Origin of the sequence: Mesorhizobium dulcispinae (assembly GCF_033977345.1) — a bacterium.
GTDB classification, from domain to species: Bacteria; Pseudomonadota; Alphaproteobacteria; order Rhizobiales; family Rhizobiaceae; genus Mesorhizobium; species Mesorhizobium dulcispinae.
Window position 1 is genome coordinate 395,546 of the sequence record NZ_JAVIIY010000001.1, and the last position, 26,776, is coordinate 422,321.

At 61.9% G+C, this 26,776-nt stretch carries 22 protein-coding genes; 17 read left to right on the forward strand and 5 right to left on the reverse strand.

Features of this window, described 5'->3' with window-relative positions:
- The first annotated feature begins 111 nt into the window (after window positions 1-111).
- Window positions 112-897, forward strand: a complete 786-nt coding sequence (locus RFN30_RS01800) for a DUF1499 domain-containing protein (RefSeq protein WP_320260425.1) — start codon at window positions 112-114, stop codon at window positions 895-897.
- 1 nt (window position 898) lies between these two features.
- Here RFN30_RS01800 and RFN30_RS01805 read toward each other — a convergent pair whose 3' ends face one another.
- Window positions 899-1,807 (reverse strand): MBL fold metallo-hydrolase, encoded by a 909-nt coding sequence (locus RFN30_RS01805; protein ID WP_320260426.1) that lies wholly within the window; start codon window positions 1,805-1,807, stop codon window positions 899-901.
- A gap of 203 nt (window positions 1,808-2,010) precedes the next feature.
- Between RFN30_RS01805 and RFN30_RS01810 the strand changes: the two genes are divergently transcribed.
- From RFN30_RS01810 to rfbD, 5 genes are all read left to right on the forward strand, one after another.
- Entirely contained in the window at window positions 2,011-2,604 is a 594-nt protein-coding gene (locus RFN30_RS01810) for a biotin transporter BioY (RefSeq protein WP_320260427.1), read from the forward strand.
- Between the two features lie 189 nt (window positions 2,605-2,793).
- Window positions 2,794-3,684 (forward strand): glucose-1-phosphate thymidylyltransferase RfbA, encoded by an 891-nt coding sequence (gene rfbA / locus RFN30_RS01815; protein ID WP_320260428.1) that lies wholly within the window; start codon window positions 2,794-2,796, stop codon window positions 3,682-3,684.
- Window positions 3,677-4,231: a dTDP-4-dehydrorhamnose 3,5-epimerase gene (rfbC, locus tag RFN30_RS01820; RefSeq protein ID WP_320260429.1), complete on the forward strand. Its 555-nt coding sequence runs from the start codon at window positions 3,677-3,679 to the stop codon at window positions 4,229-4,231. Before rfbA ends, rfbC begins: the two co-directional genes overlap by 8 nt.
- A 14-nt stretch (window positions 4,232-4,245) precedes the next feature.
- A complete protein-coding gene (rfbB, locus tag RFN30_RS01825; protein WP_320260949.1) occupies window positions 4,246-5,388 on the forward strand; it encodes a dTDP-glucose 4,6-dehydratase in 1,143 nt (380 codons plus the stop codon).
- Complete coding sequence (gene rfbD, locus RFN30_RS01830) at window positions 5,385-6,293, forward strand: dTDP-4-dehydrorhamnose reductase (RefSeq protein ID WP_320260430.1); 909 nt, start codon at window positions 5,385-5,387, stop codon at window positions 6,291-6,293. The genes rfbB and rfbD overlap by 4 nt, the downstream gene beginning before the upstream one ends.
- Before the next feature lie 17 nt (window positions 6,294-6,310).
- On the opposite strand, the gene RFN30_RS01835 is transcribed toward rfbD, so the two are convergent.
- Complete coding sequence (locus RFN30_RS01835; protein WP_320260950.1) at window positions 6,311-7,054, reverse strand: ABC transporter ATP-binding protein; 744 nt, start codon at window positions 7,052-7,054, stop codon at window positions 6,311-6,313.
- Between the two features lie 4 nt (window positions 7,055-7,058).
- Complete coding sequence (locus RFN30_RS01840) at window positions 7,059-7,850, reverse strand: ABC transporter permease (RefSeq protein ID WP_320260431.1); 792 nt, start codon at window positions 7,848-7,850, stop codon at window positions 7,059-7,061.
- Window positions 7,851-8,262: 412 nt separating this feature from the next.
- Here RFN30_RS01840 and RFN30_RS01845 point away from each other — a divergent pair, with 412 nt between their 5' ends.
- The 9 genes from RFN30_RS01845 to RFN30_RS01885 all read left to right on the forward strand — a co-directional run bounded on the left by RFN30_RS01845 (window position 8,263) and on the right by RFN30_RS01885 (window position 21,270).
- A complete protein-coding gene (locus tag RFN30_RS01845; protein ID WP_320260432.1) occupies window positions 8,263-12,873 on the forward strand; it encodes a glycosyltransferase in 4,611 nt (1,536 codons plus the stop codon).
- Window positions 12,874-12,915: 42 nt separating this feature from the next.
- The gene (gene rfbF, locus RFN30_RS01850) at window positions 12,916-13,686 is read left to right on the forward strand and encodes a glucose-1-phosphate cytidylyltransferase (RefSeq protein WP_320260433.1); all 771 of its coding nucleotides are present in this window, start codon (window positions 12,916-12,918) and stop codon (window positions 13,684-13,686) included.
- Window positions 13,668-14,762 (forward strand): CDP-glucose 4,6-dehydratase, encoded by a 1,095-nt coding sequence (gene rfbG, locus RFN30_RS01855; protein WP_320260434.1) that lies wholly within the window; start codon window positions 13,668-13,670, stop codon window positions 14,760-14,762. The genes rfbF and rfbG overlap by 19 nt, the downstream gene beginning before the upstream one ends.
- Window positions 14,759-15,322, forward strand: coding sequence for a dTDP-4-dehydrorhamnose 3,5-epimerase family protein (locus RFN30_RS01860; RefSeq protein ID WP_320260435.1), 564 nt, complete (start codon window positions 14,759-14,761; stop codon window positions 15,320-15,322). Before rfbG ends, RFN30_RS01860 begins: the two co-directional genes overlap by 4 nt.
- Window positions 15,319-16,545 (forward strand): methyltransferase domain-containing protein, encoded by a 1,227-nt coding sequence (locus RFN30_RS01865; protein ID WP_320260436.1) that lies wholly within the window; start codon window positions 15,319-15,321, stop codon window positions 16,543-16,545. Before RFN30_RS01860 ends, RFN30_RS01865 begins: the two co-directional genes overlap by 4 nt.
- On the forward strand, window positions 16,545-17,435 hold the full coding sequence (locus tag RFN30_RS01870; protein ID WP_320260437.1) for an NAD-dependent epimerase/dehydratase family protein: 891 nt from the start codon (window positions 16,545-16,547) through the stop codon (window positions 17,433-17,435). Before RFN30_RS01865 ends, RFN30_RS01870 begins: the two co-directional genes overlap by 1 nt.
- A gap of 168 nt (window positions 17,436-17,603) precedes the next feature.
- Window positions 17,604-19,640, forward strand: a complete 2,037-nt coding sequence (locus RFN30_RS01875) for a UDP-N-acetylglucosamine 4,6-dehydratase (protein ID WP_320260438.1) — start codon at window positions 17,604-17,606, stop codon at window positions 19,638-19,640.
- A 148-nt stretch (window positions 19,641-19,788) separates the two neighbouring features.
- Window positions 19,789-20,721, forward strand: coding sequence for a glycosyltransferase family 2 protein (locus RFN30_RS01880; protein WP_320260439.1), 933 nt, complete (start codon window positions 19,789-19,791; stop codon window positions 20,719-20,721).
- A 3-nt stretch (window positions 20,722-20,724) separates the two neighbouring features.
- The gene (locus RFN30_RS01885; RefSeq protein ID WP_320260440.1) at window positions 20,725-21,270 is read left to right on the forward strand and encodes a sugar transferase; all 546 of its coding nucleotides are present in this window, start codon (window positions 20,725-20,727) and stop codon (window positions 21,268-21,270) included.
- On the opposite strand, the gene RFN30_RS01890 is transcribed toward RFN30_RS01885, so the two are convergent.
- Window positions 21,249-22,181 (reverse strand): NAD-dependent epimerase/dehydratase family protein, encoded by a 933-nt coding sequence (locus tag RFN30_RS01890; RefSeq protein ID WP_320260951.1) that lies wholly within the window; start codon window positions 22,179-22,181, stop codon window positions 21,249-21,251. The two genes, RFN30_RS01885 and RFN30_RS01890, sit on opposite strands and share 22 nt — an antisense overlap.
- 2 nt (window positions 22,182-22,183) lie before the next feature.
- Window positions 22,184-23,467 (reverse strand): O-antigen ligase family protein, encoded by a 1,284-nt coding sequence (locus RFN30_RS01895; protein WP_320260441.1) that lies wholly within the window; start codon window positions 23,465-23,467, stop codon window positions 22,184-22,186.
- 453 nt (window positions 23,468-23,920) lie between these two features.
- Between RFN30_RS01895 and cysD the strand changes: the two genes are divergently transcribed.
- Together cysD and cysN are read left to right on the forward strand one after the other, a co-directional pair.
- The gene (cysD, locus tag RFN30_RS01900; RefSeq protein WP_320260442.1) at window positions 23,921-24,826 is read left to right on the forward strand and encodes a sulfate adenylyltransferase subunit CysD; all 906 of its coding nucleotides are present in this window, start codon (window positions 23,921-23,923) and stop codon (window positions 24,824-24,826) included.
- A 2-nt stretch (window positions 24,827-24,828) separates the two neighbouring features.
- The gene (gene cysN, locus RFN30_RS01905; RefSeq protein ID WP_320260443.1) at window positions 24,829-26,766 is read left to right on the forward strand and encodes a sulfate adenylyltransferase subunit CysN; all 1,938 of its coding nucleotides are present in this window, start codon (window positions 24,829-24,831) and stop codon (window positions 26,764-26,766) included.
- The last annotated feature ends 10 nt before the right edge of the window (window positions 26,767-26,776 follow it).

Here is a 26,776-nt window from a genome sequence, read left to right on the forward strand (position 1 = left end):
GGTTTTCCGTCCGGAATTGCGTAAAAAACAAACAGTTAGCGCAGTTCAGCGATTTCGCCAATCGCTGAACTGCGCTAACTCTCGACGCGGACTGGGGTGACGCGGCAGACGATGGCTACAATTCCTGAACGGCAGACGTCGAGGGCGGCCGGCTGGTCGCGGCGGATCGGATCATTCTCGCTCGTCCTGTTGCTGACCGCGCTTGGCGGTTATCGGCTCGATCTTGTCGACACGCCGCCTTTCCTCTGGGTGTTGGCGATCGTCGCGCTGCTTGCGGCGCTCGCGCTGCTGCTCGCCGGGCTTGCCCTGTCGAGGCTCTGGAATTTCGGCGATCGCGGCGGCCGCGACCTCAGCGTCGGCGCACTGCTGGCGGTGCTGGTGCTCGCCCCTTTCGGCGTCGCCGCCTACTGGGCCACGGTCTATCCGCCGCTGCGCGACATCTCGACCGACCTCGACGACCCGCCGGTGCTCGACACCAGCGACCGCACCAGCGACATGAACGCGTTGTCGCCGCCGACGCCCGGCGAGCAGAGCCTGCAGGCGCAGGCCTATCCGCTGGTCACCGGGCGCAGCTACAACCTGCCTTTCGAAACCGTGGTCGACGCGGTCGAGACCGTGCTCGACCGGCGGGACTGGCAACTGACGGCGCCCTATCCGGACATCAACGGCCAGAGCGAGGCGACGATCAACGCGGTCGCCAGGGGCTTCGTGATCGGGCTGCCGGCAGATGTGGCCATCCGCGTCACCGACGACGGCGAGCAGGTCGTCGTCGACATGCGCTCGGCCTCGCGCTACGGGCGTTATGATTTGGGCGACAATGCCGCCCGCATCACCGATTTCCTCGGCGAGCTCGACCAGGAAGTCGCCGGCCAGGTCGGCGCGACGCCGGCCGAGTGATCTAACCGGCGGGACTGAAGATGCCGTCGATCGCCGGGTTGCCTTCGGTGGCAACGAGGCCGCGCGCCACCATGTCTTCGAGATGGGCGAGAACCGATAGGCCAGCGGCGCCGTGCAGCCGGGGGTCGGTGTCGCGATAGATCGCCGCGACCATGTCCCTGATTGTGCGGTCGCCGCCGCGAATGCGTTCCAGGATCGCCCTTTCGCGCATCTTTCGGTGCATCTTCAGCCCGCGCATGAAGCTGCGCGGCGCGGTCATCGGCCCGCCATGGCCGGGCAGCAGCAGGCGGTCGCCGCGCTCGATCAGCTTGTCGAGCGATTTCATGTAGTCGGCCATCGCGCCATCGGGCGGCGCGACGATGGACGTCGCCCAGGCCATCACATGGTCGGCCGAAAACAGGATCCCGGTCCCTTCGAGCGCGAAAGCGGCGTGGTTGGCGGTATGGCCCGGCGTGAGAACGGTTCGCATCGCCCAGCCGTCGCCTTGGGTGAGACTGCCGTCGGCCAGCGCGACATCGGGCATGAAGCCCAGGTCGGCACTTGCATCGAGCGGGTTGATCTCGCCGATGCGAAGCCGCCGCGCCGGCCGGTGCGGGCCTTCGGCAAGCATGGGGGCGCCGGTGCGCTCCTTGAGGCGCGCTGCCAGGGGCGAATGGTCGCGGTGGGTATGGCTGACGAAGATGTGGCTGACCGACCTGCCGCCGATCGCCGCGAGCAGTGTTTCGAGATGCTCGTCGTCATCCGGCCCCGGATCGATCACGGCAAGCGTGTCGCGGCCGACGAGATAGCTGTTGGTGCCGTGGAATGTGAAAGGGCTTGGGTTTCGGGCGGTGACGCGCCGGACGTCCGGCGCGACCGTGACCGCCTGGCCATAGGCAGGATCGAAGCGTGTGTCGAATTCAAGCGTCATACCGGATACTGCTCCATGAGCGGCAAAACGATTGCCGCTTCTCCCGTAAGCCAATATAGGAAAATCAATGCATGTCGCCCAAAAGTGCGCAGCGGTTTTGGGAGAACGACATGCATCAAGACAAATTTTTAAAGCGCGTCGCCTGAATCTGTTTCTGCGCGACGCGCTTTAAAGCCAGCAAATCAGCCACAACGGGGAAGACCATGGCAACTGCAACCACGATGCGCCCGCTCGTTTCTCTCGCTCTGCCCGACCAGGGCGCTGCGCGGCTCGCGAGCCAGCTCTTTCTGGCGCTAGCCGGAACGCTGCTGCTCACCCTGTCGGCCAAGACGAAAGTGGTGCTCGGCCCCGTCGACATCTCGCTGCAGACGCTGGCCGTCCTGCTGATCGCCTCGGCCTTCGGCATGCGCCTCGCCGTCGCGACGCTCATTCTTTACCTCGCCGAGGGTGCGTTTGGCTTGCCGGTGTTCCAGGGCACGCCGGAAAAGGGCCTTGGCATCGCCTACATGCTGGGCTCCACCGGCGGCTACCTCGCCGGCTTCGTGGTGATGGCGGCGATCGCCGGCTGGGCCGCCGACCGCGGCTGGGACCGCCACCCCTTCAAGCTGTTCGGCGCGATGCTTGTCGCCGAGATCGTGATGATGGCGATGGGCTTTGCCTGGCTGGCGGCTCTGATCGGGCCGGAAAAGTCGTGGCAGTTCGGCGTCGTGCCGTTCATCGCCGGCGACCTGATCAAGGTGGCGCTGGCTGCCAGCCTGGTGCCGGCCGTCTGGGCGCTGCTGCCGAAGCGGTCCTGATCCGGGAAAAAGCAGAAGAGGGCCGGTGGGCTAAGCGTCCGCCGGCCCTTTTTTCATGATGCGGCAGGATTTCGCTCGGGAGTAGCGTCAGGAGGAATTCGCAGCCGACAATTGACAAGCCGGTGCACGAAACCTAAGCACGGGCAACTTGGCATCTGGGCGGGGCCTCGATAGTTCAAGGAGAGCTTGTTGAAAGGAATTATCCTTGCAGGCGGCAGCGGGACACGTCTTTATCCCCTTACATTAGCCGTATCTAAGCAAATCCTGCCGATCTACGACAAGCCGATGATCTATTACCCGCTGAGCGTGCTGATGCTCGCGGGAATCCGCCAGATTCTGATCATTTCAACTCCGCGCGACTTGCCGGTCTTCCGGGAATTGCTGGGCGACGGTTCCGAATTCGGGCTGGAGTTCTCCTATGCCGAGCAACCGCAGCCCAACGGCCTCGCCGAGGCCTTCATCATCGGCCGCGACTTCATCGGCAAGGACAGCGTGTCGATGATTCTCGGCGACAACATCTATTTCGGCGAGGGTCTGTCGCATCTCTGCCGTACCGCGGCGACGCGTGAAAGCGGCGCCTCGGTGTTTGCTTATCATGTCGACGACCCGCAACGCTACGGCGTGGTCTCTTTCGACAAGGTCACCGGCAGGGCTTTGACGATCGAGGAGAAGCCTCAGAAGCCGAAGTCCAACTGGGCCGTCACGGGCCTCTATTTCTACGACAACGATGTCGTCGAAATCGCCTCGATGATCCGGCCCTCGACGCGCGGCGAGCTCGAGATCACGGCGGTCAACAATGCCTACCTCGAGCGCGGGGAACTGCAGGTGCATCAGCTTGGCCGCGGCTATGCCTGGCTAGACACCGGCACGCATGACAGCCTGCATGAAGCTTCATCCTTCGTGCGCACGATCGAGCACCGCCAGGGCATCAAGGTCGCGTGCCCGGAGGAAATCGCCTTCGAGCAGGGCTGGCTCGGTGCCGAAAAGGTTCTGGAACGCGCCGCGCGCCTGGGCAAGAATGAGTATGCCGCCTATCTGCGCAAGCGTGTTGCCGATCTGACGGAGGAACGCGGTGCTTGAGGTCAGGCCGCTCGGCCTCGACGGCGTGCTGGAGATCGTGCCGAAGCGGCACGGCGACGCACGCGGCTATTTCAGCGAGACCTGGAACGCCGCGCGCTTTGCCGAGGCCGGCATCGACCTTGCCTTCGTGCAGGACAACCATTCCTATTCCGCGGCCGCCGGCGTGCTGCGCGGCCTGCATTATCAGCTGCCGCCGCGCGCCCAGGACAAGCTGCTGCGCGTCATCCGGGGCAGCGTGCTCGATGTCGCGGTCGATATCCGCAGCACCTCGCCGACTTTCGGCAAATGGGTGACGCTGGAGATATCGGCCGAGAGGGGCAACCAGATCCTGGTGCCGAAAGGGTTTGCGCATGGTTTCGTCGCACTCGTGCCGGACACCGAGGTGCTGTACAAGGTGACCGACACCTATTCGCCCGAACATGACCGGTCGATCCGCTTCGACGATCCCGCAATCGGCATCGAATGGCCGGCGATCCCCGGCGGATTCCAGCTTTCGGACAAGGACCGCAAGGCGCCGCTGCTCGCCATGGCGGAGGTGTTTGCGTGAGAAGAGACAGCGGCATGAATTTCCTGGTCACCGGTGGCGCCGGCTTCATCGGTTCGGCCGTGTGCCGGCACCTGTGCGCCAACCCGGCTTACCGCGTCACCAATCTCGACAAGCTGACCTACGCCGGCAACCTCGCTTCGCTCCGGCCGATCGAGAACGCGCACAATTACCGTTTCGAGCAGGCCGACATCTGCGACGAGCGCGCGGTGCTTGAGATCTTGCGCCGCGACGACATCGACATCGTCATGAACCTCGCCGCCGAGAGCCATGTCGACCGTTCGATCGACGGTCCCGGCGCCTTCATCGAGACCAACATCGTCGGCACCTACCGCATCCTGAACGCCGCGCTCGACTACTGGCGCGGGCTGCCCGCGGAGCGCAAGTCCGGCTTCCGTTTCCATCATGTCTCGACCGACGAGGTGTTCGGCGACCTGCCCTTCGACGGCGGCATGTTCGTCGAGGAGACGCCCTATGCGCCGTCCTCGCCCTATTCGGCTTCGAAGGCGGCGTCGGACCATCTGGTGCGGGCCTGGCATGAGACCTACGGCCTGCCGGTCGTGCTTTCCAATTGCTCGAACAATTACGGCCCCTATCATTTCCCGGAAAAGCTGATCCCGCTGGTCATCCTCAACGCGCTCGACGAGAAGCCGCTGCCGGTCTACGGCGCCGGCGCCAATGTGCGCGACTGGCTGTTCGTCGAAGATCATGCGCGCGCACTGGAGCTGGTCGCGACCACGGGGCGGCTTGGCGAGAGCTACAATGTCGGCGGCAATGCCGAGCGCACCAATCTCGGCGTCGTCGAGGCGATCTGCGATCTGCTTGACGCCAGGCGGCCGCGCGCCGGCGGCACGAGCTATCACGACCTGATCACCTTCGTCACCGACCGCCCCGGCCATGACCGCCGCTACGCGATCGACGCCTCCAAGATCGCGCGCGACCTCGGCTGGGCGCCGCGGGAGAATTTCGACAGCGGCCTGGCAAGGACCATCGACTGGTATCTCGACAACAAATGGTGGTGGGGGCCGATCCGCGAGCAGCGCTACAATGGCGAGCGGCTGGGCCAGGGCCCCATCGAAAACAGTCCGACCCAAAACAGCCCGGTCGGGAACAGCCTGATCGAAAACAGGACGGACGAGAGCAGCAAGGTGGCCACGTGAGGCTCGCCGTCACCGGACGCGAGGGCCAGGTTGCCGCCAGCCTGATAGAGCGGGGCCGCGACGATGTGGAAGTCGTCGCCGTCGGCCGGCCGGCTCTCGACCTGGCGCGGCCTGAGACGATCTTCGCCGCGCTCGAGGCGGCAAGGCCGGACATCGTCGTCTCGGCAGCCGCCTACACCGCCGTCGACCAGGCCGAGGACGAGAAGGACTTGGCCTTCGCAATCAACGCCGCCGGCGCCGGCAAGGTGGCCGAGGCGGCGACGCGGCTTGGCGTTCCGGTCATCTCGCTCTCGACCGACTATGTCTTCGACGGCAGCAAGGACGGCGCCTATGTCGAGACCGACGCGACCGCGCCGCTCGGCGTCTACGGCGCCTCCAAGCTCGCCGGCGAAGAGACCGTCGCGGCCGTCAACCCGCGCCATCTCATCCTGCGCACCGCCTGGGTCTACAGCCCCTTCGGCAAGAACTTCGTCAAGACGATGCTGGGGCTTGCCGCCGAGCGCCACGAGATTTCTGTCGTGGCGGACCAATGGGGCAATCCGACATCGGCGCTCGACATCGCCGACGCGATCCTGCATGCGGCGGCTATCCTGCGAGACGACAAGAGTTTTGCCGCCTCTGGCGTCTATCATCTCGCGGGCAGCGGCGAGACCAACTGGAGCGGCTTTGCCCGTCACGTCCTGGACGCAAGCCGGGCGTTTGGCGGGCCGCATGCGAGCGTGCGCGACATCGCGACGGCGGACTATCCAACCAAGGCGAAGCGCCCGGCCAATTCCCGGCTGTCGAGCGCGAAGTTCGCGGATGTGTTTGGGTGGCGGTCGCCGGAGTGGCGGGCAGCCGCGGAGGAAGTGGTGCGCCGGCTAGTGGTTCAGTCCCGCGGATCGCGTCCCTCTTCCGCCGGATAGAGGGCGATGCCACGGCCCTATCGGCCGAAATATTCGTCCGCGATCGTTTTGGCCGGACCGTCCATCCTCACCCGGCCATGCTCGAGCCAAATCAATCGATCGCAGTTCCCCAGCAGAAGCTCTTTCGAATGGCTGGCCAGGATGAGGATTTTGGTGGAGCTCACGATCTCGTCGAGCCGTTTTCTTGCTCGATCCTTGAAGTCTTCGTCGCCCGTCGACAGCCATTCGTCCATGATTAGAATTTCGGGCCGGATGGACGTTGAAGTTGCGAAGGCCAGCCGAAGCTGCATCCCCGACGAATAGGTTCGGAAGGGCATATCCAGAAAATCCCCCAGCCCGGAGAATTCGGCAATCTCGTCGTATTTCGAGCTGAGTTCCTTGGCCGTCATGCCCATCATGACAGCCCGCAATCTGATGTTTTCCCTGCCTGTGGCCTCAGGATCGATACCGAGGCCGATGTTTATAAGCGAGACGCATTCGCCGTCGATTGCCGCGCTCCCCGAAGTCGGCGCGTAAATGCCTGAAAGCAGCCGAAGCAGCGTGGTCTTGCCGGAGCCGTTGTGGCCGACAAGGCCCACCCGCTCGCCCTCGTGGATTGTGAGGTCAATCTCATCGAGGCCTTTGACGACCACCAGCCCGTCGAATCGTCTTTCGATGGCGCCGCCGGTCGCAACGTTCAGGACACGGTTCTTCAACGACCGGCTGGCTGCGTTGTAGACGGGAAAGGAGACCGAGGCCCTCTCTAAGCGAATATTAGCCATGCATTCACAACCAGTACGGGATGCGCTTGCGATAGCGGCCGAAAAACCACAATGCGAATAGCCATCCAAGGATCGACGTCGTTATTGCGTAAAGCCAGGTGACTGAGGACGGAATCTCACCCAGCAACGGGGCTCTGATTAGCGTAATCAGATGGTAAAATGGATTGAAATCGAAAAAGTACGCCGGAAAGTTTGCCGGAAGCGTCTTCATTTGCCAGACAATTGGAGTGGCGTAGAAAATAACCTGAAGAAAATTTTGCACGACCTGGGTCATATCGCGGAAGCGAGCGCAAATTGTTGCCAGAACAAGCATCATCCAGAGAAGGTTTATGGAAACGACAAGAAATCCCGGCAGCGCTATCAACGCCGCCCACGATATTGAAGCCGATACAGCGATCAGCGCCACGGGCACGATAACCAGATTGTGCGCGAAAACTATGATGTTTCGCCAAAGCGTTCTCATCACATGAGTGAACAGAGGCATTCGGACCTGAAGGATGATGCCTTCAGCGCTTATGAAGGCGGCGCAGCCTTCGCTCAAGCAGGTTGAGATAAAACTCCAGACGATCAGACCACAGCCGACAAACGGAAGGAACTCCTGCATCGGCGCCCGAAAAAGGTTGCCGAAAATGAGTCCGAGCGCACCGATCATCACGCCCATATTGATGGTGAGCCAGAATGCTCCGATCCGTGAGCGGCGGTAGCGCTGGGCTACATCCTGCCACCCAAACGTCGTTGCCAAGTGGCGCTTCCGGACCGCTTCGCCGATGTCGGCGACCGCGTCGGAGAAAGTCATAACTGCCATTTCATTGGTCAATTCGGAGAAACTCGGTGAAGCTCAAGAAACAATTCCAGACGCTGGTACGGTCCGTGATGGAACTCATGTTTTCGTTCCAAATTATGTCACCAACAACGTGCCTCTCTCTGGAATAGAGAGCCATCAACCTGACTGGGCGATGCACAGCATGGAGCGGCATCAGACCCATCTTGATTACCGGTCGACCCACCCGCACTCGACGACTTTGGGTGCCGCCGCTACCCTCGAAGCCAGCTATTGCTTCTGGCTGGTCGGTCCTCTATCACGGCCTCGAATTCAAATGCAAGGATCATACCCACGCAAGCGAGCGTGGACTGTTGGGGGGTGGCGGTCGAGGCAACCGACACTGGCTGGGAAATCTCAACAGGGCGGTGAACCGCGAAGATGCTGAATGAAGCAAAGATCACTCAATGAGCTATTTGAGGCGCATAGAGGCAAAGTTTCCGACAAGTGGGAACATTGCCTCAATATGTACGAGAGGCTCTTCCAGCCACTACGCCGCAAGCCGCTGCATCTTCTCGAAATCGGCGTACAGAACGGCGGTTCGCTTGAGGTTTGGGCAAAGTATTTCGAGCATGCTCGGACGATAACGGGCGTCGATATCGATCGAGCAGTCGGCCAGCTAACCTTCGATGATGCGCGCATCGAGGCGATTGTTGCCGACGCTACGGACCCCGCATGGTGCGATACGTTTGCGCCGCCGCTCGACGTGGTAATCGACGACGGCTCGCACCAGTCCAGCGACATGATCAAGTCCTTCCTGCTGCTGTTTCCAAAGCTGGCGCCGAAGGGAATCTATGTCGTGGAGGACATGCAATGCAGTTACTATCCCGAGTATCAAGGCGGACTCTTCACGCTCGGCTCGGCAATGTCCTTCTTCAAACGCCTCGCCGACGTCATCAATCATGAACATTGGGATGTGAAGCAGCGTTCACGGGAACTCGTCATTCCGATCCTCGATCGACACGCTATCGGCCCGCGTGATCTCGACTGGCTCGACACGATCGATTCGATAGAGTTTACAAACTCCTGCGTCGTCTTGCGCAAGCGTTTGCCGGAAGACGCTCGGCTGGGCAGGCAGCGGGTTCGCGGCGAGATCGAATCGGTTGTGCCGGGCCGGCTGCAATATGAAGGTCAGGTGTATGAGCGGGCGCGCTTCACCGCTCTGCCTCCCCTCACGCCAAGGATGGTCCATCCCGAGGATGCAATCGTGAATTTGGAGGCGGAGGTCGCCTACCTCGACGAGCAAGCGCGAGGGGCTAGGGAGGACGCGCGCGCAGTCGGTGAGCGACTTTCATCGGTGGAGAACGAGTTGTCGAACTCGCTCGAGGCGAGAGCGGAACTGCAGCAAGCGCTGGCAAACGCCGCGGAAACAATCAAGGCATTTGAGGGCGAGCTTGATGCGCGCCGGGAAGAGGTCGCGGCGCTGGAAGGGGAACTGCACGCGTATCGAGGAGAGATCGAGTCGATCAAGGCCTCGACCAGTTGGCGAGTAACCAGGCCGCTACGAGCCGTCCGGACGATTACGCGCAAGATTCGTCGTCCATTCAGCTCGCGGGCGATGTCGCTCCTGTTGGCGCCGCGCGAGACGGTCCGGCTTGCCAAGACAATGCGGCGCCGCGCGGGTGGATTGCGGCCCCTGCTCAAGGTGGGCTGGATGGTGCTGCGGCGTGAGGGTGTGGCAGGCCTGTCGTCCCGATTGAGCCGAGCCGCCATGCAATTGGCCGGGACCAATGCTTTTGCCGGCAGCGAGGCAAGGCTTTTTTTCCGGCGCAGCCTCTGGCGCCAGATGAACGGCAACGCCTCGTCATTTCTCGGCAAGCATGTCATCCCGGATTTCCGGGAAGTCTGTGATCTCGCCGACGGCCGCCACGAACCCGGAGAACTCCTCTTCTCGATACTGACGCCGGTCTTCAACACCGACGACGCTGCATTGCGGGCGATGCTTGATTCCGTGGCAGGCCAATCCTTGGGCACTTGGGAACAAATTCTGGTTGACGACGCATCCACGGATCCCGGCGTGGTGCGAACGTTGCGGGAATATGCCGCCGCGGACTCGCGGTTTGCCGTGGTGGAATGCGACAGAAATCGCGGAATTTCGGAAGCGACGAACGAGGCTCTGCGCCGTGCGCGCGGCAGATACGTCGTTCTCTTGGATCACGACGATACGCTGCATCCAGACGCTTTGCTCGAGAATGCGCGTGTCATCGTTGCGTACCCCGAGGTCGATCTGATCTACAGCGACGAGGACAAGACCAACTCGGGCGGAGAGTTCTATTCGCCATACTTCAAGCCGGACTGGTCTCCTGTACACCTGCTGACCAGGATGTTTACAGGACATCTCTCCGTCTATCGCAAGACCTTGGTGGATGAGGTGGGAGGCTTTCGACCGGAATTCGACGGCACGCAGGATTATGATCTCGCGTTGCGGATTGCTGAAAAAACCCAGAAGGTCGTTCATATACCGAAGGTGCTGTACCATTGGCGCGTCGGAGCCGGGAGCACCGCTGGTAATATAGAAGCCAAGACGGGAATATTGGAGAAGCAGAAGAAAGCGCTTGAGGATTGCTTTCGGCGAAGGGGTATTGAAGGCAGTGTTCAGCCCACCGACTACCCCGGCAATTGGCGACCCGTTCCGGACATACCCAAACCTGCGCCGTTGGTCTCCATCGTGATCCCGACGGCCGGCCGGGAAGGCATCATTCGCGGCCGGAATACGGACATCCTCCAAAATTGCCTGCGCAGCATCGCGCGCTCCACATATCCGAACTTCGAGGTCGTGGTTTCATGCAACGGACCGCTTTCGGCCTCGGCGGAAGAGGCTCTGCGCGCGTTTCCGCGACACACGCTCGTTCGATATGAAAGTCCTGTTTTCAACCTCGCCGACAAGATCAACAGGGCCGCACGAGCGGCGCAAGGAGAATACCTTGTTCTGTTGAATGACGACATCGAGGTCAAGACGCCGGACTGGATAGAAAATATGATACGTCTCTGTGCGCTAGACGGCGTCGGATGCGTGGGCGCGAAGCTTCTCTTCGAGAACAATACGATTCAGCATGCCGGCGTGGTGCTCCAGGACTCCGGCCCGTCGCATGTGATGATCGGTCGGCGCGCCGATGAGCCCGGTCCCAATATGGAAGCCTGCCTGACACGCGAAGTGATCGCCGTGACCGGAGCGTGCATGATGGTTCGATCCCGGCTGTTTTGGGAATTGGACGGTTTCGATGAGGAGTTCCCGCTCAACTACAACGACGTGGATTTCTGTTTGCGCCTGCGCGACCTGGGACACGGCGTTGTCCAGGAACCTTCGGCTGAACTCTATCATTTCGAGTCCCTGTCCAAGGAAGGGGTCTTCTCGACAGAACTGAATCGGCTTGTCGCTCGCTGGGGCGAAATCGACGATCCCTACTACAACGTCAATTTCGATCGCTCGAACCCGTGGTTCACTCCGAGGCCGGGCTGGAACTGGCGCGACCTTCGCTCGGAGGACTATCAAGCCTGGCTCGACCGGAGGGTGGCTGCGCGCATGCCGGGCACGTTCAGCGCGGATCGACCGGAAGGGCTGACCCTGTCGGTGGTTACTTCGGTCTACAACACCGAACGCCGGTTCCTTCTTGAGCTTGCACAATGCATCAACAACCAGAGCCACCAAGGGTTGGAATGGATCTTGGTCGACAACGGATCGACCGATCCTGACACGGCCGCGACGCTTCGAGAAATCGTCGCGACGAGCAATCGTGCGACCCTTGTCCAGGTGGAAAAGAACAAGGGTATTTTGGGTGGCATGCGGGTCGGCCTCGAAAACGCGACCGGCGACTATATCCTTCCGATGGATTCCGACGACCTTATCACCTCCGATGCCGCGGCGCTGATCTCCGCTTTTCTGATCGAGCACGATCTCCCCGAGTTGGTCTATTCGGACGAAGACAAATGCGGTGTGTATTCTTCACGCCATAGTCCCTTCATGAAGCGGGACTGGGATCCGGTCATGTTCTACGGCTGCTGCTACGTGGCGCATTTGTGCGCGATCCGCCGCGATACGGCGCTGAAACTGAACGCATACACGGATGACAAGGCTAACGGCTGTCATGATTGGGATACCTTCTTGAGGTTCATCCGCGATGGAGCCACTCCGGTTCATATGAACGAAGTCGTCTATTCGTGGCGCACGCATCCGCAATCGACGGCATCAGCCGATCCTTCCGTGAAACCATTTACGCTGGTTTCGCAAAGCCATGTGCTGACACAGCATCTGCAGTTGCAACAACTCGCCGACCGCATCGAAATCGTCGAAAACGATCTGTTCGGCCACGCCGGCATGTGGCGGCTGCGGCGCAAGATCGGCGAACTTCCTGCAACCTTCGTTGTGGCAACACAGCAGTGCGGAGCCGATGGCAAGGTCGAGAGCGCCGTGAGCACCGTATCCGAACTGATGGACATCGTTCGCGCAAAGTCGGGCGATCATGAATACATCGCGATCGTGGATTCCGCGCTCATGATCGAAGACGCCGATTGGATTTCCGAGGCGATCGGGCTGTGCGAGGTCCAGGATGATATCGCGTTCGTCGGCGGCACCTTGCACTCCGACGACGCGACCATGCTGTGGACCGGAGGCTATCGTGCTTACCGCAACGGCGAGACATGCCCTTACCATGGTGGCCCCTCATACCATTCGGGCTATCATGGAGAGGCGTTTTTGCAGCGCAGTGTCGATACGTTCACGCCGATGTTCTGGGTGGCGCCCGCCAAGCGGCTGGAAAACCTCTGCACAGAGTTGCCGGATGGATTATCATTTGCCGAGTTGGCCGGGGCCCTTGCGGTGGAAGCCGCAAAGAAAGGATATCGAACCGTCGTTTCGCCGTTCATGAAGGCGACTGTCCGAGGTTCTGTCCGTGAACCTCCCTATCGTCCCGTGGTGCAGTATCCGTTCCCCGATGGCAACGCGTATTATCCATTGAGGATGTCATCAACGGCAGCCTGGGAACTGGGACCAGCAGACTAGCCACATTCGAGCGATATTTTTACCCGATGCATGGAGCTTGTGATGAAAGCGGTGATACTCGCCGGCGGACTTGGCACCCGATTGGCGGAAGAGACGTCCATTCGCCCGAAGCCGCTTGTTGAAATCGGCGGCAGGCCGATCCTTTGGCATATTATGAAGGGCTATTCAGCGCATGGAATAAACGAGTTCATAGTTTGCTGCGGCTACAAGGGGTATATGATCAAGGAGTATTTCGCCAATTACTTCCTTCATATGTGCGATGTGACATTTGACATTGCTAACAATCAAATGACCACGCATCAAAGTCGTGCAGAGGATTGGAAGGTCACGCTGATCGACACTGGTGATGAAACCATGACCGGAGGGCGCCTTCGCCGCGTGCGGCAATTCATCGGTGAAGAGACGTTCTGTTTCACCTATGGCGACGGCGTTGGCGACGTCGACATCACCGCAACCGTCGAGTTTCATCGTCGTCACGGCAAGCTGGCGACGCTTACCGCGGCGACGCCGCCGGGCCGATTCGGGGCGCTCAATCTGGACGGTCACGACGTGCGGTCATTTCAGGAAAAACCGAAGGCGGATGGTGGGGTGATCAACGCCGGTTTCTTTGTGTTGGAGCCGCAAGTCATCGACCGTATCTCCAGCGATGCCACGGTCTGGGAACGGGAGCCGCTCGAGACCCTTGCTTCGGACGGCCAACTGGCTGCCTGGCGCCACGAAGGCTTTTGGCAACCCATGGACACCTTGCGTGATCGCAATCAGCTCGAGGCTTTGTGGGCGAGCGGGAAGGCACCATGGCGGGTGTGGCAATGACCGCCGGCGCAAAACCCAGCGCCGACTTCTGGTTCGGCAAGCGTGTCCTTGTAACGGGCCATACCGGTTTCAAGGGCAGTTGGATTTGCATGTGGCTCTCGGCGATGGGCGCGAAGGTCACGGGCCTCTCGTTGGATCCGTCCGGCGATCCGTCGCTCTACGGCGTTGCCGGAGTGAGCAGGTTTCTTGAAGCAGACCTGCGCTGCGACATCCGTGACGCTGCCAAGCTGCGTGAGGCTGTTTTGTCCGCGGCGCCCGAGATCGTGCTGCACCTGGCGGCTCAACCGCTTGTGCGCCTCTCCTATGCCGATCCGCTTGCAACCTATGCGACGAACGTGATGGGCACGGCGCATCTCCTGGAGGCTGTGCGACACGCATCGTCGGTCAGGGCGGTCGTCAATGTGACGACAGACAAATGCTACGAGAACCGCGAATGGGTTTGGGCTTATCGCGAGGACGAAGCGATGGGGGGCCACGACCCGTATTCGAGCAGCAAGGGCTGTTCCGAACTTGTGACCGCAGCATATCGCCGCTCGTTCCTCGCGGCCGCGGGTGTGGGCGTGGCGTCTGCTCGCGCAGGCAACGTCATAGGCGGCGGCGATTGGTCAGCCGACAGATTGGTGCCAGACTTCCTGCGGGCCATCGACAGAAATGAAAAGCTCGTTATCCGTTCGCCGGAAGCGACGCGGCCATGGCAGCACGTGCTCGAACCGTTGTCGGGCTATCTGTTGATCGCCGAGGCGTTGTGGCGCGACGGCGTCGGCTTCGCGGAGGGCTGGAATTTCGGGCCTGACGAGGATGATGCCAAGCCGGTGCGTTGGATCGTCGAGACGCTCCAGGCTTTGCGCCCGCAGATACGCTGGGAGATTTTCGACGGCGAGCGTCCGCATGAGGCAAACATGCTGGCATTGTCGAGTTCGAAGGCGCGCGCCAGATTGAACTGGCGGCCGCGCTGGAGGCTCCGCCGAGCGCTGGAAGAGACGGTTCGATGGCATGAGTCCTGGGCGCGCGGCGCGGACATGGCGGATTTGTGCCAGGAGCAGATCCGCGGTTATCTGGATACCCCTGTCTCATGAGCGCACGTCTGTCCGTTGAGCAAACGCCCCTTGCCGGGCTCATGGTCATTACGCGCAATGTGCTGAGCGACCACCGCGGCTACCTGGAACGCTTGTTTTGCACCGCGGAACTCGCCCGATTCCTCGACGGCCGCGAGATTGCCCAGATCAATCACACGCTGACAAGGAACGCCGGCGCAGCCCGCGGCATGCACTTTCAACGCCAGCCCTTTCAAGAGACCAAGATTGTGTCTTGCTTGCGCGGAGAGGTCTTCGACGTTGCCGTTGATCTTCGAAAGGGCTCCGCCACGTTCGGCAAATGGTATGGCACTGTATTAAGCGCCGACAATCACAGCAGCCTCTACATCCCCGAAGGCTTCGCTCATGGCTTTCAGACGCTCTGCAGTGATTGCGAGTTGATCTATTTTCACTCGGCCCCCTATTCCGCCGAGGCGGAGGGCGCCGTCAACATGCTCGATCCCGCGTTCGGGATCGAATGGCCGATGGCCATCACCGAGCGTTCCACTCGAGACGAATCCCATCCTTTCATCACAAGTGCATTCGAAGGCCTGGAAACATGATTTGTAGACACTGCCGCGCTCCGGTAACGCAGAGCTTCGTTGACCTGGGCAGCGCGCCCCCCTCGAATGCATATCTGACGGCGGAGGCGATGCGCGGTCCTGAAAAATGGTTTCCGCTTCGCGTTCTCGTCTGCACCCGGTGTTGGTTGGTGCAGACAGAGGATTTCGCCAGGTTCGACGAATTGTTCGACCATGAATATGCGTATTTTTCCAGCTTTTCGGCCTCATGGCTCAGGCATTCCAAACGCTATTGCGAGGCGATGACCGAGCGGTTCGGCCTCGATGCTACGAGCCACGTGGTAGAAGTGGCGGCAAACGACGGCTATCTGCTGCAATATTTCAAGGCAGCCGGGATTCCGTGCCTGGGCATCGAACCGACCGAAAGCACCGCCAGGGCAGCCCGCGAAAAGGGGATCGAGATCGTCCAGTCCTTTTTCGGTGAGGCGCTGGGCGAGAAACTGATGGCCGAGGGCCGGGGCGCCGACCTCACGGCTGCGAACAACGTGCTCGCCCATGTGCCCGACATCAATGATTTCGTGAAGGGCTTTGCAAGCATTCTGAAGCCGGATGGCGTTTCCACCTTCGAATTTCCTTCCCTGCTCAATCTGCGCGATCTGGTGCAGTTCGACACGATCTATCACGAGCATTTCTCTTATCTGTCGTTAACCGCTGTGAACCAGATATTCGAGGCGAACGGTCTGTCGGTCTTCGACGTCGAAGAATTGCCGACCCACGGCGGCAGTCTGCGTGTGTTCGCGCAGAGGAAAGACACCGGATCACGCGAGAAGAATGCTTCCGTTGCAGCGATGCTGGAACGCGAGGCATCGGCGGGCCTCTCGTCCCGTGAAGGCTATGCGGGCTTCCAGCGAAGAACCGATGAGGCAAAGAATGCGCTCGTTTCGTTTTTGCTGGCGGCGCGCAACGAGGGTAAAAAGGTGGTTGCCTATGGCGCTGCGGCGAAGGGCAACACGTTCCTCAACTATGCCGGTGTGCGCCCGGATCTGATAAGCGTTGTGGTGGACCTCAATCCCGCCAAACAGGGGAAGTTCATGCCCGGAAGCCGAATTCCGATAGCCGGCGAGGAAAAGATCCGCGACGAGAAGCCGGACTATATTGTTATTCTTCCTTGGAACCTGTCCGAAGAGATTGCCACCCAACTCGCATACGCCCGCGAATGGGGCGCCAGCTTTGTGACGTCCATACCCGAACTCAAGGTATTCTGATGCGAGTTGCGGTGACGGGCGCGACGGGCTTCATTGGACGCCATGTCCTGGCCGAACTGCGCCGGCGGGGCCATGAAACAACGGTCTGCGTGCGCAACGCGTCAGTTTTGCCCGATCAGTTCCTGCATATGGGGGCGGACGTCCGGGAGATCGCCATAGGTGCTAGCGACGAGCCGGACTGGCCGGACCTGGGTTCGCCGGATGTGCTTATCCACCTCGCATGGGGCGGACTGCCGAACTATCATTCGCTGCACCATTTTGAGAAAGAGCTCCCTGCGCAATATTCATTCCTTGCTCGACTTGTAAAAACTGGGTTGCCCACGCTGGCCGTAGCAGGCACTTGCTTTGAGTATGGCATGCAATCCGGAGCTCTCGGCGAGGATCTCGTATGCTTGCCGGGCAATTGCTATGGGTTTGCAAAAAACGCTTTGCACAAGCAGCTGCAATTCCTCTCCAGGACACACAGTTTCAATCTCGTCTGGGCAAGGCTGTTTTACTTGTATGGCGACGGGCAGTCCTCCAACTCCCTTCTGTCTCAATTGCGCCAAGCGGTCATGGAAGGAAGAGAAGTCTTCGACATGTCGGGCGGAGAGCAATTGCGCGATTATCTGCCGGTAACGACCGTTGCGGAGTTTCTTACCACGCTTGCAACTCTGGGACAGGATATTGGCACAATCAACATCTGCTCGGGAAAGCCTATCTCGGTTCGTAGACTGGTCGAGACTTGGATTCGTGAAAATGGCTGGAAGATAGAACTCAACCTTGGCCATTATCCATATCCGGACTATGAGTCGATGGCCTTCTGGGGGAAGATGGACAAGCTCTCGGCAATTATTTCCACGATCGGAGGGCCGCCGGGTGACGCGCGGGCGCCCCACTCCAGTCTTTAACGACATCACGCGCCAAAAAACCTCTGGCGGTCACCCCAACTCCGCGCTAATGCGATAATCGGGTGACGGGGTTGGGGATTTGCAATCTGGAGTGGTGACGGACGACGATGGTCGATCCGACGCCGTTCTGGTGGTCATGTTCCCGAGCCTGGAGTTCAGTACTACCCAATGACCGCATACGTAGAAGCCGTATCGGGCATCCGACCGAAGATGCGGCGCGCCATCATCATGGTCCAGGATCTCGTCATGGTCCTGGCCTCGGTGGCGCTTAGCCTCACCCTGTCGCAGTCGCGGCTTTCCTTCGAGGCGTTCTCCTCCGGCGGGCTGGCTTGCTGGGTGCTCATCGTGCTCACCGCCCATCTGCTGTTTCGCTATTGCGGCCTCTACAACACCGTGTGGCGCTTTGCCTCCACGCCCGATTTCTTCAACATCCTGAAGGGCTGCGGCAGCCTGACGGTCGTCCTCTATTTGGCCTCGATTGCCTTCCGCTCCTTTTTCCAGCCGGTCGCCGGCCTCAACGAGCGCCAGTTCATCGTCTTCTTCCTGGTCTCCTTCACCATCATTTCGGCGCCCAGACTTTACTATCGCTTCCTGCGTGACGGCGCGTCCTGGCGCATCCTGCGCCGCGCTCCCGGCGACGCGCCGATCAAGCAGGCGCTGTTCATCGGTCGGCTGAGCGAGGCCGACGTGATCGTCCGCTTCACCCGCACGGCCGTGCCGGCCGAATATGCCATCGCCGGCATCATGGCGACCGAGAGCGACGCGCCGCTCGGCACCCAGATCCAGGGCGTTCCGGTCGTGGCGCTCAGGCCGCGCCTGGTCGAGGTGCTGGAAGAGTATGTCAAAGGCACGGAAAACCTCGACCTCCTGATCTTCGGCAAGGGGGTCGAGCGCGAGATAGAGGACTATGCCGAACTGGTGCGCGTCGCCCGCCACAGCGGCATCGCCGTCGTCCAGTTTTCCGGCCTTTCGGAACTGGGGCGAGGCGGCAAGCTGGTTCTCGATGCGGTCGAGATGGAAACCATCATGCGCCGTTCGGCGGTCGCCACCGACACTGCGCGCATCGGCGCCTTCGTCGGCGGCAAGCGCGTGCTGGTCACCGGCGGCGCCGGCTCCATCGGCCGTGTCCTGGTGAAGCGCTCGTTGGAGCTCGGCGCCGAGGCGGTGCTGGTGGCCGACAATTCCGAATTCGGCATTTTCCAGCTCGATCAGCTGATCGAGGAAAAAGACCGCGACCGGCTGGCCAGCCGCATCGTCGACGTCACCGACCGGCCTCACATGATGCGCCTCGTCAGCGAGTTCAAACCCTCGATCATCTTTCACGCCGCGGCGCTCAAGCACGTGCCGCTCCTGGAAGAAAACTGGGAAGCGGCGATCGAGACCAACGTCTTCGGCACGCTCGCCTGCGCCGAGGTCGCCGCCGAATGCGGGGTGCCGCAGTTCCTGCTGATTTCCAGCGACAAGGCCGTCGATCCGAGCTCGGTGCTCGGCGTCACCAAGCGGGCGGCCGAGCAGATCGTCTCCTCGCTGCATGAAACCCAAGCCACACCGTCGCCTTTCCATGCCGGCGGGCTGAACGGCCACCATGCCGGCGCCCCGAGCCTGCATCGTCTCGGCACCAAATTCATCGCCGTGCGTTTCGGCAATGTCTTCGGCTCCAACGGCTCGGTGGCGACCATCTTCCAGGCGCAGATCGAGGCCGGCGGGCCGGTCACCATCACCGACCGGCGCATGACGCGCTATTTCATGACGGTGGCCGAGGCGGTCGATCTCGTCATCATGTCGGCCGCCGATGCCGAGCAGCGCCAGGGCAGGGACGACTACGCCATCTACATGCTCGACATGGGCAAGCCCGTGCCGATCCTCGAGGTCGCCGAAACCATGATCCGCATGGCCGGCAAAAGCCCCTATACCGACATTCCGATCCGCTTCACCGGCATCAGGCCCGGCGAGAAGCTGCACGAAGCGCTGCATGGCGAGAACGAGGAGGTCGTCAAGCTCGACACCGCCAAGATCTTCGGCCTCAGGACCGACGTCGTGGAGTGGCCGAGGATCGAGGCCGCGCTGCCGGCGCTGGTGGCCGCGATGCACGATCAGGACAAGCCCGCGGCGCTTGCCATCCTGGCCGGGCTCTACCGGGCAGAGGAAAGCGCCGGCGGCGCGCTCGAGCGGGCGGTGCCGAAAACGGCCGGACAGATCGGTTAAGCATGTCTCCCGAAAGTGGAAACCGGTTTCGGGATAAAGACATGCGTAAAATCAAAAACTCAAAGGGCGCTATGCGCCTTAGGCTTGTGCCGCCCGCCCGCAATTTGGCTATTGAAGCCTGTTTGAATGCCCTGCGGATTTTGAGACCGTGACCGGAAAAGATCAGCGGGTGGCCGTTCTCATGGGCACGAGGGACGGCGCGGCCTATATCGGCGAGCAGTTGGAATCCTTGCTCGCGCAATCCTGGCCTCACGTCGATCTCTGGGTTTCCGACGACGGTTCGACGGACGCCACGCTCACGATCGTCGAGGCGTGGCGGTCCCGCTGGAACAAGGGTTCCCTTACGGTGGTGGAGGGCCCGCAAAAGGGCTTCGCCGCCAATTTCCGTTCGATGGTCATCGATCCGCGCATCGATGCCGACTACTACGCCTTTTGCGACCAGGACGATATCTGGGAGCCGGATCGGCTGGAGAGCGCCATTCGCTGGATGGAGGGAGAGGATATGGCAACGCCGCTCCTGTTCTGCTCGCGCACCGTCACCATTTCCGAGACCGGCGTCCCGGCCGGCCATTCGCCGCTGTTCCGCCGCCCGCCGTCCTTCCGCAACGCGCTGGTACAGAGCATCGCCGGCGGCAACACCATGCTCTTCAACCGCGCGGCGCGCGACCTTCTGGCGAAGGCCTCGGCAAGAACCGAATTCGTCAGCCATGACTGGTGGGCCTATCTCATCGTCACCGCCGCCGGCGGCAAGGTCCATTACGAGCCACGACCGTTGGTCAGGTACCGGCAGCACGCGGCCAACCTGGTCGGCGCCAACGTCTCGTGGAGGGCGAGGCTTTCAAGGCTCGGGCGTTTGTTCCAGGGCCAGTTCGCCACCTGGACCGACAGCAATCTCAGGGGTCTTGCCGTCAACCGCGACCTCGTCACACCCGATGCAGCGCTTTGCCTTCGCCTGTTCATCATGGCGCGCAAGGGCAGCGCTTTCAGGCGCTTCCTTCTGCTCGGCAAAAGCGGCGTCTACCGGCAGACCCTGATGGGGACGCTCGGGCTCTACCTCGCCTTTCTTTGGCAGCGGATCTGAGCCGTGACGGCAAAACGCGCTTTCGATCTGGCTATCGCGGCCGTGATGCTGGCGCTGACGTCGCCGATTATGCTCGTCGCCATGCTGGCGATCAGGACGACATCGCCCGGGGTGGCCGTCTTCTCGCAGCCGCGCGTCGGGCGGGAGGGTGCGCTCTTTGCCTGCCACAAGCTGCGCACGATGCATCGGGACACCCCCTCCTTGCCCACCCACGAGGCGCCTGCCGGCTCGGTCACTGCGGTCGGCAAGGTGCTGCGCGCGACCAAGATCGACGAACTGCCGCAACTCTGGAACGTGCTCAAGGGCGAGATGAGCCTTGTCGGGCCCCGTCCATGCCTGCCGACGCAAACGGAGCTGATCCGACACCGGCAGCGGCTCGGCGTGCTGGCGGCGCTTCCCGGCATGACCGGGCTGGCGCAGATCAGAGGCATCGACATGTCCGACCCCAGGCTCTGCGCGGAGACAGATGCTGCCTATCTGAAAGCCGCTTCGATCGGCCACGATGTCAGAATACTGCTGGCTACGCTCTACCCGGCCCGAACGGCATAACGGGCGAGCTCGCGAAGCCGATCGAGCGTATCGGTTTCCGGCACCCAGCCTTCGGATGCCAGCAGCGACGGATCGCAGATCTGGGTCGCGGTCAAGGCTTGCCATGACGCCTGCCTGCCGAGCAGCGTTGCCGCCAGCCGGAGGGGGGTCGCAGGCATCGGAAAAAGGCGCGGCGGGCGGCCGAAACCCAGCCGGAACGCGGCGATGATTTCGGACATCGCCAGAGGGGCGGCGTTGCCTGCGACGTAGACCGGATGAAGCGGTCCCGGATGGCTCAGAAGGTGCAGCACCGCGGCTGCCGCCGTTTCGGACGAGACGAGCGACCGCACACCCGCCAGCGCGCCGGCCGGCAGCGGCAAGGCGGCGTCGGCAAGCCTCATCAGTGACGCCATGTTGCCCCGCATGCCCTCGCCATAGACGGGCGGCAGGCGCAGCGCTGTGGCATCCGGACGCCCGGCGTAGGCCTCGAGCATCCTGATCTCGCCTTCGCGTTTGGAGCGCCCGTAGGCGCATTGCGGGGCAGGGCGCGTCGCCTCGTCGATCGTGCCGCTGAAGCCGGGACCGGCGACTGCTCGGATCGAGGAAAGATAGACGAAGCGCCCCCTGGCGCCTGCGGCCGCTGCCTTGGCCAGCCGCCCGGTCAGCGTCGCGTTGACGGCCTGGTAGTCGGCGTCGCTGGCACGACGGTCATTGTTGAGTGCCGCGCAGTGAACGACATGCTCAACATCGCGCATGAGGGTCAGGAAAGCCTGATCTGGGGCATCGACGCCGGGCAGCAAGACGGCACCGTCTGCGGCCGGCAGCCTCTCCGGCCGGCGCGAAGCGACCCGTACTTCGAATCCAGCCTCTTGCAATCGGCTGACAACCCGCTGCCCGATGAAGCCCGTCGCGCCGGTGACCAGGACCTTCATGATCACCGGTCGGCGGCTGCGGGAATGGCGGCGCTCTTGCCGGTCGGCGGCACCGTTCGTCCGCACGCCAGATAGGTTCCGGAAACCAGGAACACCATCAGCGTCGAATCGAGCAGGTCCTGGCCGACCACGATGCCGGTCAGCCCGCCGACGAGATAGGTAATAACGGTGACAACGATCATCGTCGCGCCAAACCGCTCCACCGGGTCGACGCTGAGGCGCAGCACCCTTGCCGCATTCCGGGCCGCAACGACGAAGATCGCCGCCAGGGCCGACGCCCCCAACAAACCGGCCTGCACCGCCGCGGTCAGAAAGCCGTTGTGGTAGTGGTTATAGCCTGCGTCCATGCCGAATTGATCGTGAAAACCCTGTTTCATCAGCGCGCGGCTGGCCGAGATGCCATGGCCGAAAATCGGCATTTCGCGAAATGCGCCGACCCCGATCTCCCACATTGCCACGCGCAGGCCGAGCGCCGTCGAGTGGTCGCCGTTGGTGGTGAGCGCATTCCAGTCGCTGAACAGGAAATCGGCGCGGTCCATGATGACGGGCAAGCCGATAGCCGCGATCACCAGGCAGGCCGCGGCAGCGATCAGCGCCAGACGCATCGGATTGGCGCTAACGAACCTGCGGCGGTTGATCAGGACGACGGCGATGGTGGCGATCGGCAGGGCAAGCCAGATGATGCGCGACCCGGAAAGAAGGATGGCAATCGTTCCTGCGAGCGCCGCGGCGGCCAGCAGCTTCCAGCCCTTCACGATCCCCGAGAGCGCCCCGGCAAGGCACATCATGACGGCAAGGCAGGTGACCGTCGCGAACACGATCGCATTTCCGGCGCCGCCCTCGGCCCTGGTGCCGAGCCAGCGATACTGGACGACGGCGATCGCCAGCGCGCCGCAGCAGGCCGCGGCGCTTGCAAGCACGGCGATGCGCGCAAGGGTGACCTTGTCGGTGATGCTCCAGGTCGAATAGGAGATCGGGAAAAACAGCAAGGTGATCAGCGGCAGGAAATATTTCAGATCCGCCCCGAGCGCACCGTTGACGGCCGAAGCAAGCACAATCGCTGCGCAATAAGCACAGATCGCCACCGTCACGGCGAGCATGGCCCGGTCGATATTGAACTGCCGCCGTCCGAAAGCGAGCAGAAACACGGACCAGAGCGCGCCGCCATTGAAGACGAAGCTGACCAGCGATCCCAGCACCGGCGGCGAGAAGAAGCAGACGATCGAGAAATAGATGTTGATCTGTGTCGGCGTGAAGTGGCGCCGGAACGATGTAAACGGGTTCAATGCCTTGCTTCGCAATCTTCCAGGTTGTGCGCAGACCCGCCGAGCTGTCGAACAATTGCCCTCGACCGGTCCCGTTCTACTGCGCCTCGCCCCGTTCCCGCGCCGGTATAGCGGTTGGCTCCGATCTCCGATAGGGCGACCGAAGGATGTCCAGCCAAAAATTGGCGGTCTGGACGAAAGCTCCTGGAAGTCAATCTAGCCGATCGAAGCAAACAGGTTGTTCGGCCCCTTTCAATTGCTCAGCTTGCCTGGGAGAATTTTCCGACTTATCAGGCTCACTTGGAAAATTCATTCCCAAACCGCTGTGCCCGGCGCGGGTCTTGCATTGTTAGTGGCGATGGCGATCTGCTAGAACGCCCGCGAGAAGTGTCCAGGGCTTGACGGCTGTTTTAGGAAACGGCGCCAATCGCCTGCTGCAAGGCCTGGCCGGCACGAAAGAACGCTCAATAGTTTATGAATATCGCGCTTACCCACCTCCAGCGGCTCGAAGCCGAATCCATCCACATCTTCCGTGAGGTCGCGGCCTCTTTCTCCAAGCCGGTGATGCTCTATTCGGTCGGTAAGGATTCCTCCGTGCTGATGCACCTGGCGATGAAGGCCTTCTATCCCGCCAAGCCGCCGTTTCCCTTCCTGCATGTCGACACGACCTGGAAGTTCCGCGAGATGATCGCCTTCCGCGATCAGATGGCGCAGAAGCTCGGCTTCGACCTGCTCGTCCATGTCAATGAAGACGGCGTGCGCGATGGCATCAACCCCTTCAATCACGGTTCGAACACCCATACCCATGTGATGAAGACCGTGGCGCTGCGCCAGGCGCTCGACAAATACGCCTTCGACGCGGCCTTCGGAGGCGCCCGCCGCGACGAGGAGAAGTCGCGCGCCAAGGAGCGCATCTTTTCCTTCCGCAACGCGCAGCACGCCTGGGATCCGAAGAACCAGCGGCCGGAAATGTGGAAGATCTTCAACACCCGCATCGCGCCGGGTGAATCGATCCGCGTCTTTCCGCTGTCCAACTGGACCGAGCTCGACATCTGGCAATATATTTTGCAGGAGAATATCCCGATCGTGCCGCTCTATTTCGCCAAGGAGCGGCCGATTGTCGAACGCGACGGCATGCTGATCATGAAGGACGATGATCGCATGCAGCTTCGCCCCGGCGAGACTGTCGAGAACCGTCTCGTGCGCTTCCGCACTCTGGGCTGCTATCCGCTGACGGGCGCAATCGAATCGGATGCCGACACGCTGGAAGCCATCGTCGGCGAGATGCTGACTGCCCGCACCTCCGAACGCCAGGGCCGCCTCATCGACCGCGACGAGGCAGGTTCCATGGAAAAGAAGAAGCGCGAGGGGTATTTCTGAGCATGCGCCACATCATGGCCAAGAGCCTGGCCCCGACCGACTCGATCCGCGACTATATGGCTGCGCAGGAGAAGAAGTCGCTGCTGCGCTTCCTCACCTGCGGCTCGGTCGACGACGGCAAGTCGACGCTGATCGGCAGGCTGCTTTCCGACACCAAGCAGATTTTCGAGGACCAGCTCGCCGCGTTGGAGAACGACTCCCGCAAGCACGGCACCACCGGCGACGACATCGACTTCGCGCTGCTCGTCGACGGGCTGGAGGCCGAGCGCGAGCAGGGCATCACCATCGACGTCGCCTACCGCTTCTTCGCCACGCCGAAGCGCAAGTTCATCGTCGCCGACACGCCCGGCCACGAGCAATACACGCGCAACATGGCGACGGGCGCATCGACGGCCGATCTCGCCATCGTGCTGATCGATGCGCGTCAGGGCGTGCTGCGCCAGACCCGGCGCCATTCCATCATCGCCTCGCTGCTCGGCATCCGCCACATCGTGCTTGCCGTCAACAAGATCGACCTCGTCGGTTTCGACAAGACCGTCTTCGACAGCATCGTGGCGGACTACAGCGACTTCGCGAAAGGGCTGGGCTTCGCGAGCGTCGTTCCGATCCCGATGTCGGCGCGCTTCGGCGACAACATCACCAACCGGTCGGAACGTACGCCCTGGTATTCCGGGCCGTCGCTGATCGAGCATCTGGAAACCGTGTCCGTCGACGAGGCGGTCGTCGAATTACCGTTCCGCTTCCCCGTCCAGTATGTGAACCGTCCAAACCTCGATTTTCGCGGCTTTGCCGGCACCATCGCCTCGGGCACGGTCTCGCAAGGCGACGAGGTCGTGGTTGCCAAGTCGGGCAGGGCCTCCCGGGTCAAGCGCATCGTCGCGCATGGTGGCGATCTCGAGCAGGCTGTGGCCGGCCAGGCCATCACGCTCGTCCTGGAGGACGAGGTCGAGGTGTCGCGCGGCAACATGCTGGTGTCGCCGGCCGCGCGTCCGCAGGTCGCGGACCAGTTTACCGCCAACATCGTCTGGTTCGACGAGCAGGCCCTGCTGCCCGGCCGCTCCTATATCCTGCGCACCGAAACCGACCAGGTGAGCGCGACCGTCACGGACCTGAAATACCGCGTCAACGTCAATGACTTCGCGCATGAGGCGGCGAAGTCCCTCGACCTCAACGAGGTCGGCGTCTGCAACCTGTCGACCCGGGCGCCAATCGCCTTCGATCCCTTCGCCGAGAACCGCACGACCGGCGCCTTCATCCTGATCGACCGCATCAGCAATGCCACGGTCGGCGCCGGCATGATCCTGCATTCGCTGCGCCGTGCCGAGAACATCCACTGGCAATCGCTCGATGTCGGCAAGCGCGGCCGCTCCGACCTGAAGAACCAGCGCCCGGCGGTGTTCTGGTTCACCGGCCTGTCCGGTTCGGGCAAGTCGACCATCGCAAATCTCTTCGAGAGGAAGCTGTTCGCGTCCGGCCGCCACACCTACATCCTCGACGGCGACAACGTCCGTCACGGTCTCAATCGCGATCTCGGCTTCACCGACGCCGATCGCGTCGAAAACATCCGCCGCGTCGCCGAAGTGGCCAAGCTGATGGCCGATGCCGGCCTGATCGTCATCGTCTCCTTCATCTCGCCCTTCAGCGCCGAGCGGCGCATGGCGCGCGAGCTGATGGGCGAGGGTGAATTCGTCGAGGTGTTTGTCGACACGCCGTTCGAGGAATGCGCCCGCCGCGATCCGAAGGGCCTTTACGCGCGCGCATTGAGCGGCGAGATCAAGAATTTCACCGGCGTCGATTCTCCCTATGAGGCGCCGGAGAATCCCGAAATCCACCTCGAGACTCTCGGCAGGAGCCCGCAGGAGATGGCGGAAGCCCTTGAACACTGGCTGACCGAGCGCGACATTGCCGAAGAGCAGTATGACAATGGCGGCGGTATCTGACGACGAAGCG

Bases quoted from the DNA above. Each gene is read 5' to 3' on its own strand.
- RFN30_RS01800 (WP_320260425.1), top strand. From the start codon at position 112: ATGGCTACAATTCCTGAACGGCAGACGTCGAGGGCGGCCGGCTGGTCG.
- RFN30_RS01805 (WP_320260426.1), bottom strand. From the start codon at position 1,807: ATGACGCTTGAATTCGACACACGCTTCGATCCTGCCTATGGCCAGGCG.
- RFN30_RS01810 (WP_320260427.1), top strand. From the start codon at position 2,011: ATGGCAACTGCAACCACGATGCGCCCGCTCGTTTCTCTCGCTCTGCCC.
- rfbB (WP_320260949.1), top strand. From the start codon at position 4,246: ATGAATTTCCTGGTCACCGGTGGCGCCGGCTTCATCGGTTCGGCCGTG.
- RFN30_RS01835 (WP_320260950.1), bottom strand. From the start codon at position 7,054: ATGGCTAATATTCGCTTAGAGAGGGCCTCGGTCTCCTTTCCCGTCTAC.
- RFN30_RS01840 (WP_320260431.1), bottom strand. From the start codon at position 7,850: ATGACTTTCTCCGACGCGGTCGCCGACATCGGCGAAGCGGTCCGGAAG.
- RFN30_RS01845 (WP_320260432.1), top strand. From the start codon at position 8,263: ATGAAGCAAAGATCACTCAATGAGCTATTTGAGGCGCATAGAGGCAAA.
- rfbF (WP_320260433.1), top strand. From the start codon at position 12,916: ATGAAAGCGGTGATACTCGCCGGCGGACTTGGCACCCGATTGGCGGAA.
- rfbG (WP_320260434.1), top strand. From the start codon at position 13,668: ATGGCGGGTGTGGCAATGACCGCCGGCGCAAAACCCAGCGCCGACTTC.
- RFN30_RS01860 (WP_320260435.1), top strand. From the start codon at position 14,759: ATGAGCGCACGTCTGTCCGTTGAGCAAACGCCCCTTGCCGGGCTCATG.
- RFN30_RS01865 (WP_320260436.1), top strand. From the start codon at position 15,319: ATGATTTGTAGACACTGCCGCGCTCCGGTAACGCAGAGCTTCGTTGAC.
- RFN30_RS01870 (WP_320260437.1), top strand. From the start codon at position 16,545: ATGCGAGTTGCGGTGACGGGCGCGACGGGCTTCATTGGACGCCATGTC.
- RFN30_RS01875 (WP_320260438.1), top strand. From the start codon at position 17,604: ATGACCGCATACGTAGAAGCCGTATCGGGCATCCGACCGAAGATGCGG.
- RFN30_RS01890 (WP_320260951.1), bottom strand. From the start codon at position 22,181: ATGAAGGTCCTGGTCACCGGCGCGACGGGCTTCATCGGGCAGCGGGTT.
- cysD (WP_320260442.1), top strand. From the start codon at position 23,921: ATGAATATCGCGCTTACCCACCTCCAGCGGCTCGAAGCCGAATCCATC.
- cysN (WP_320260443.1), top strand. From the start codon at position 24,829: ATGCGCCACATCATGGCCAAGAGCCTGGCCCCGACCGACTCGATCCGC.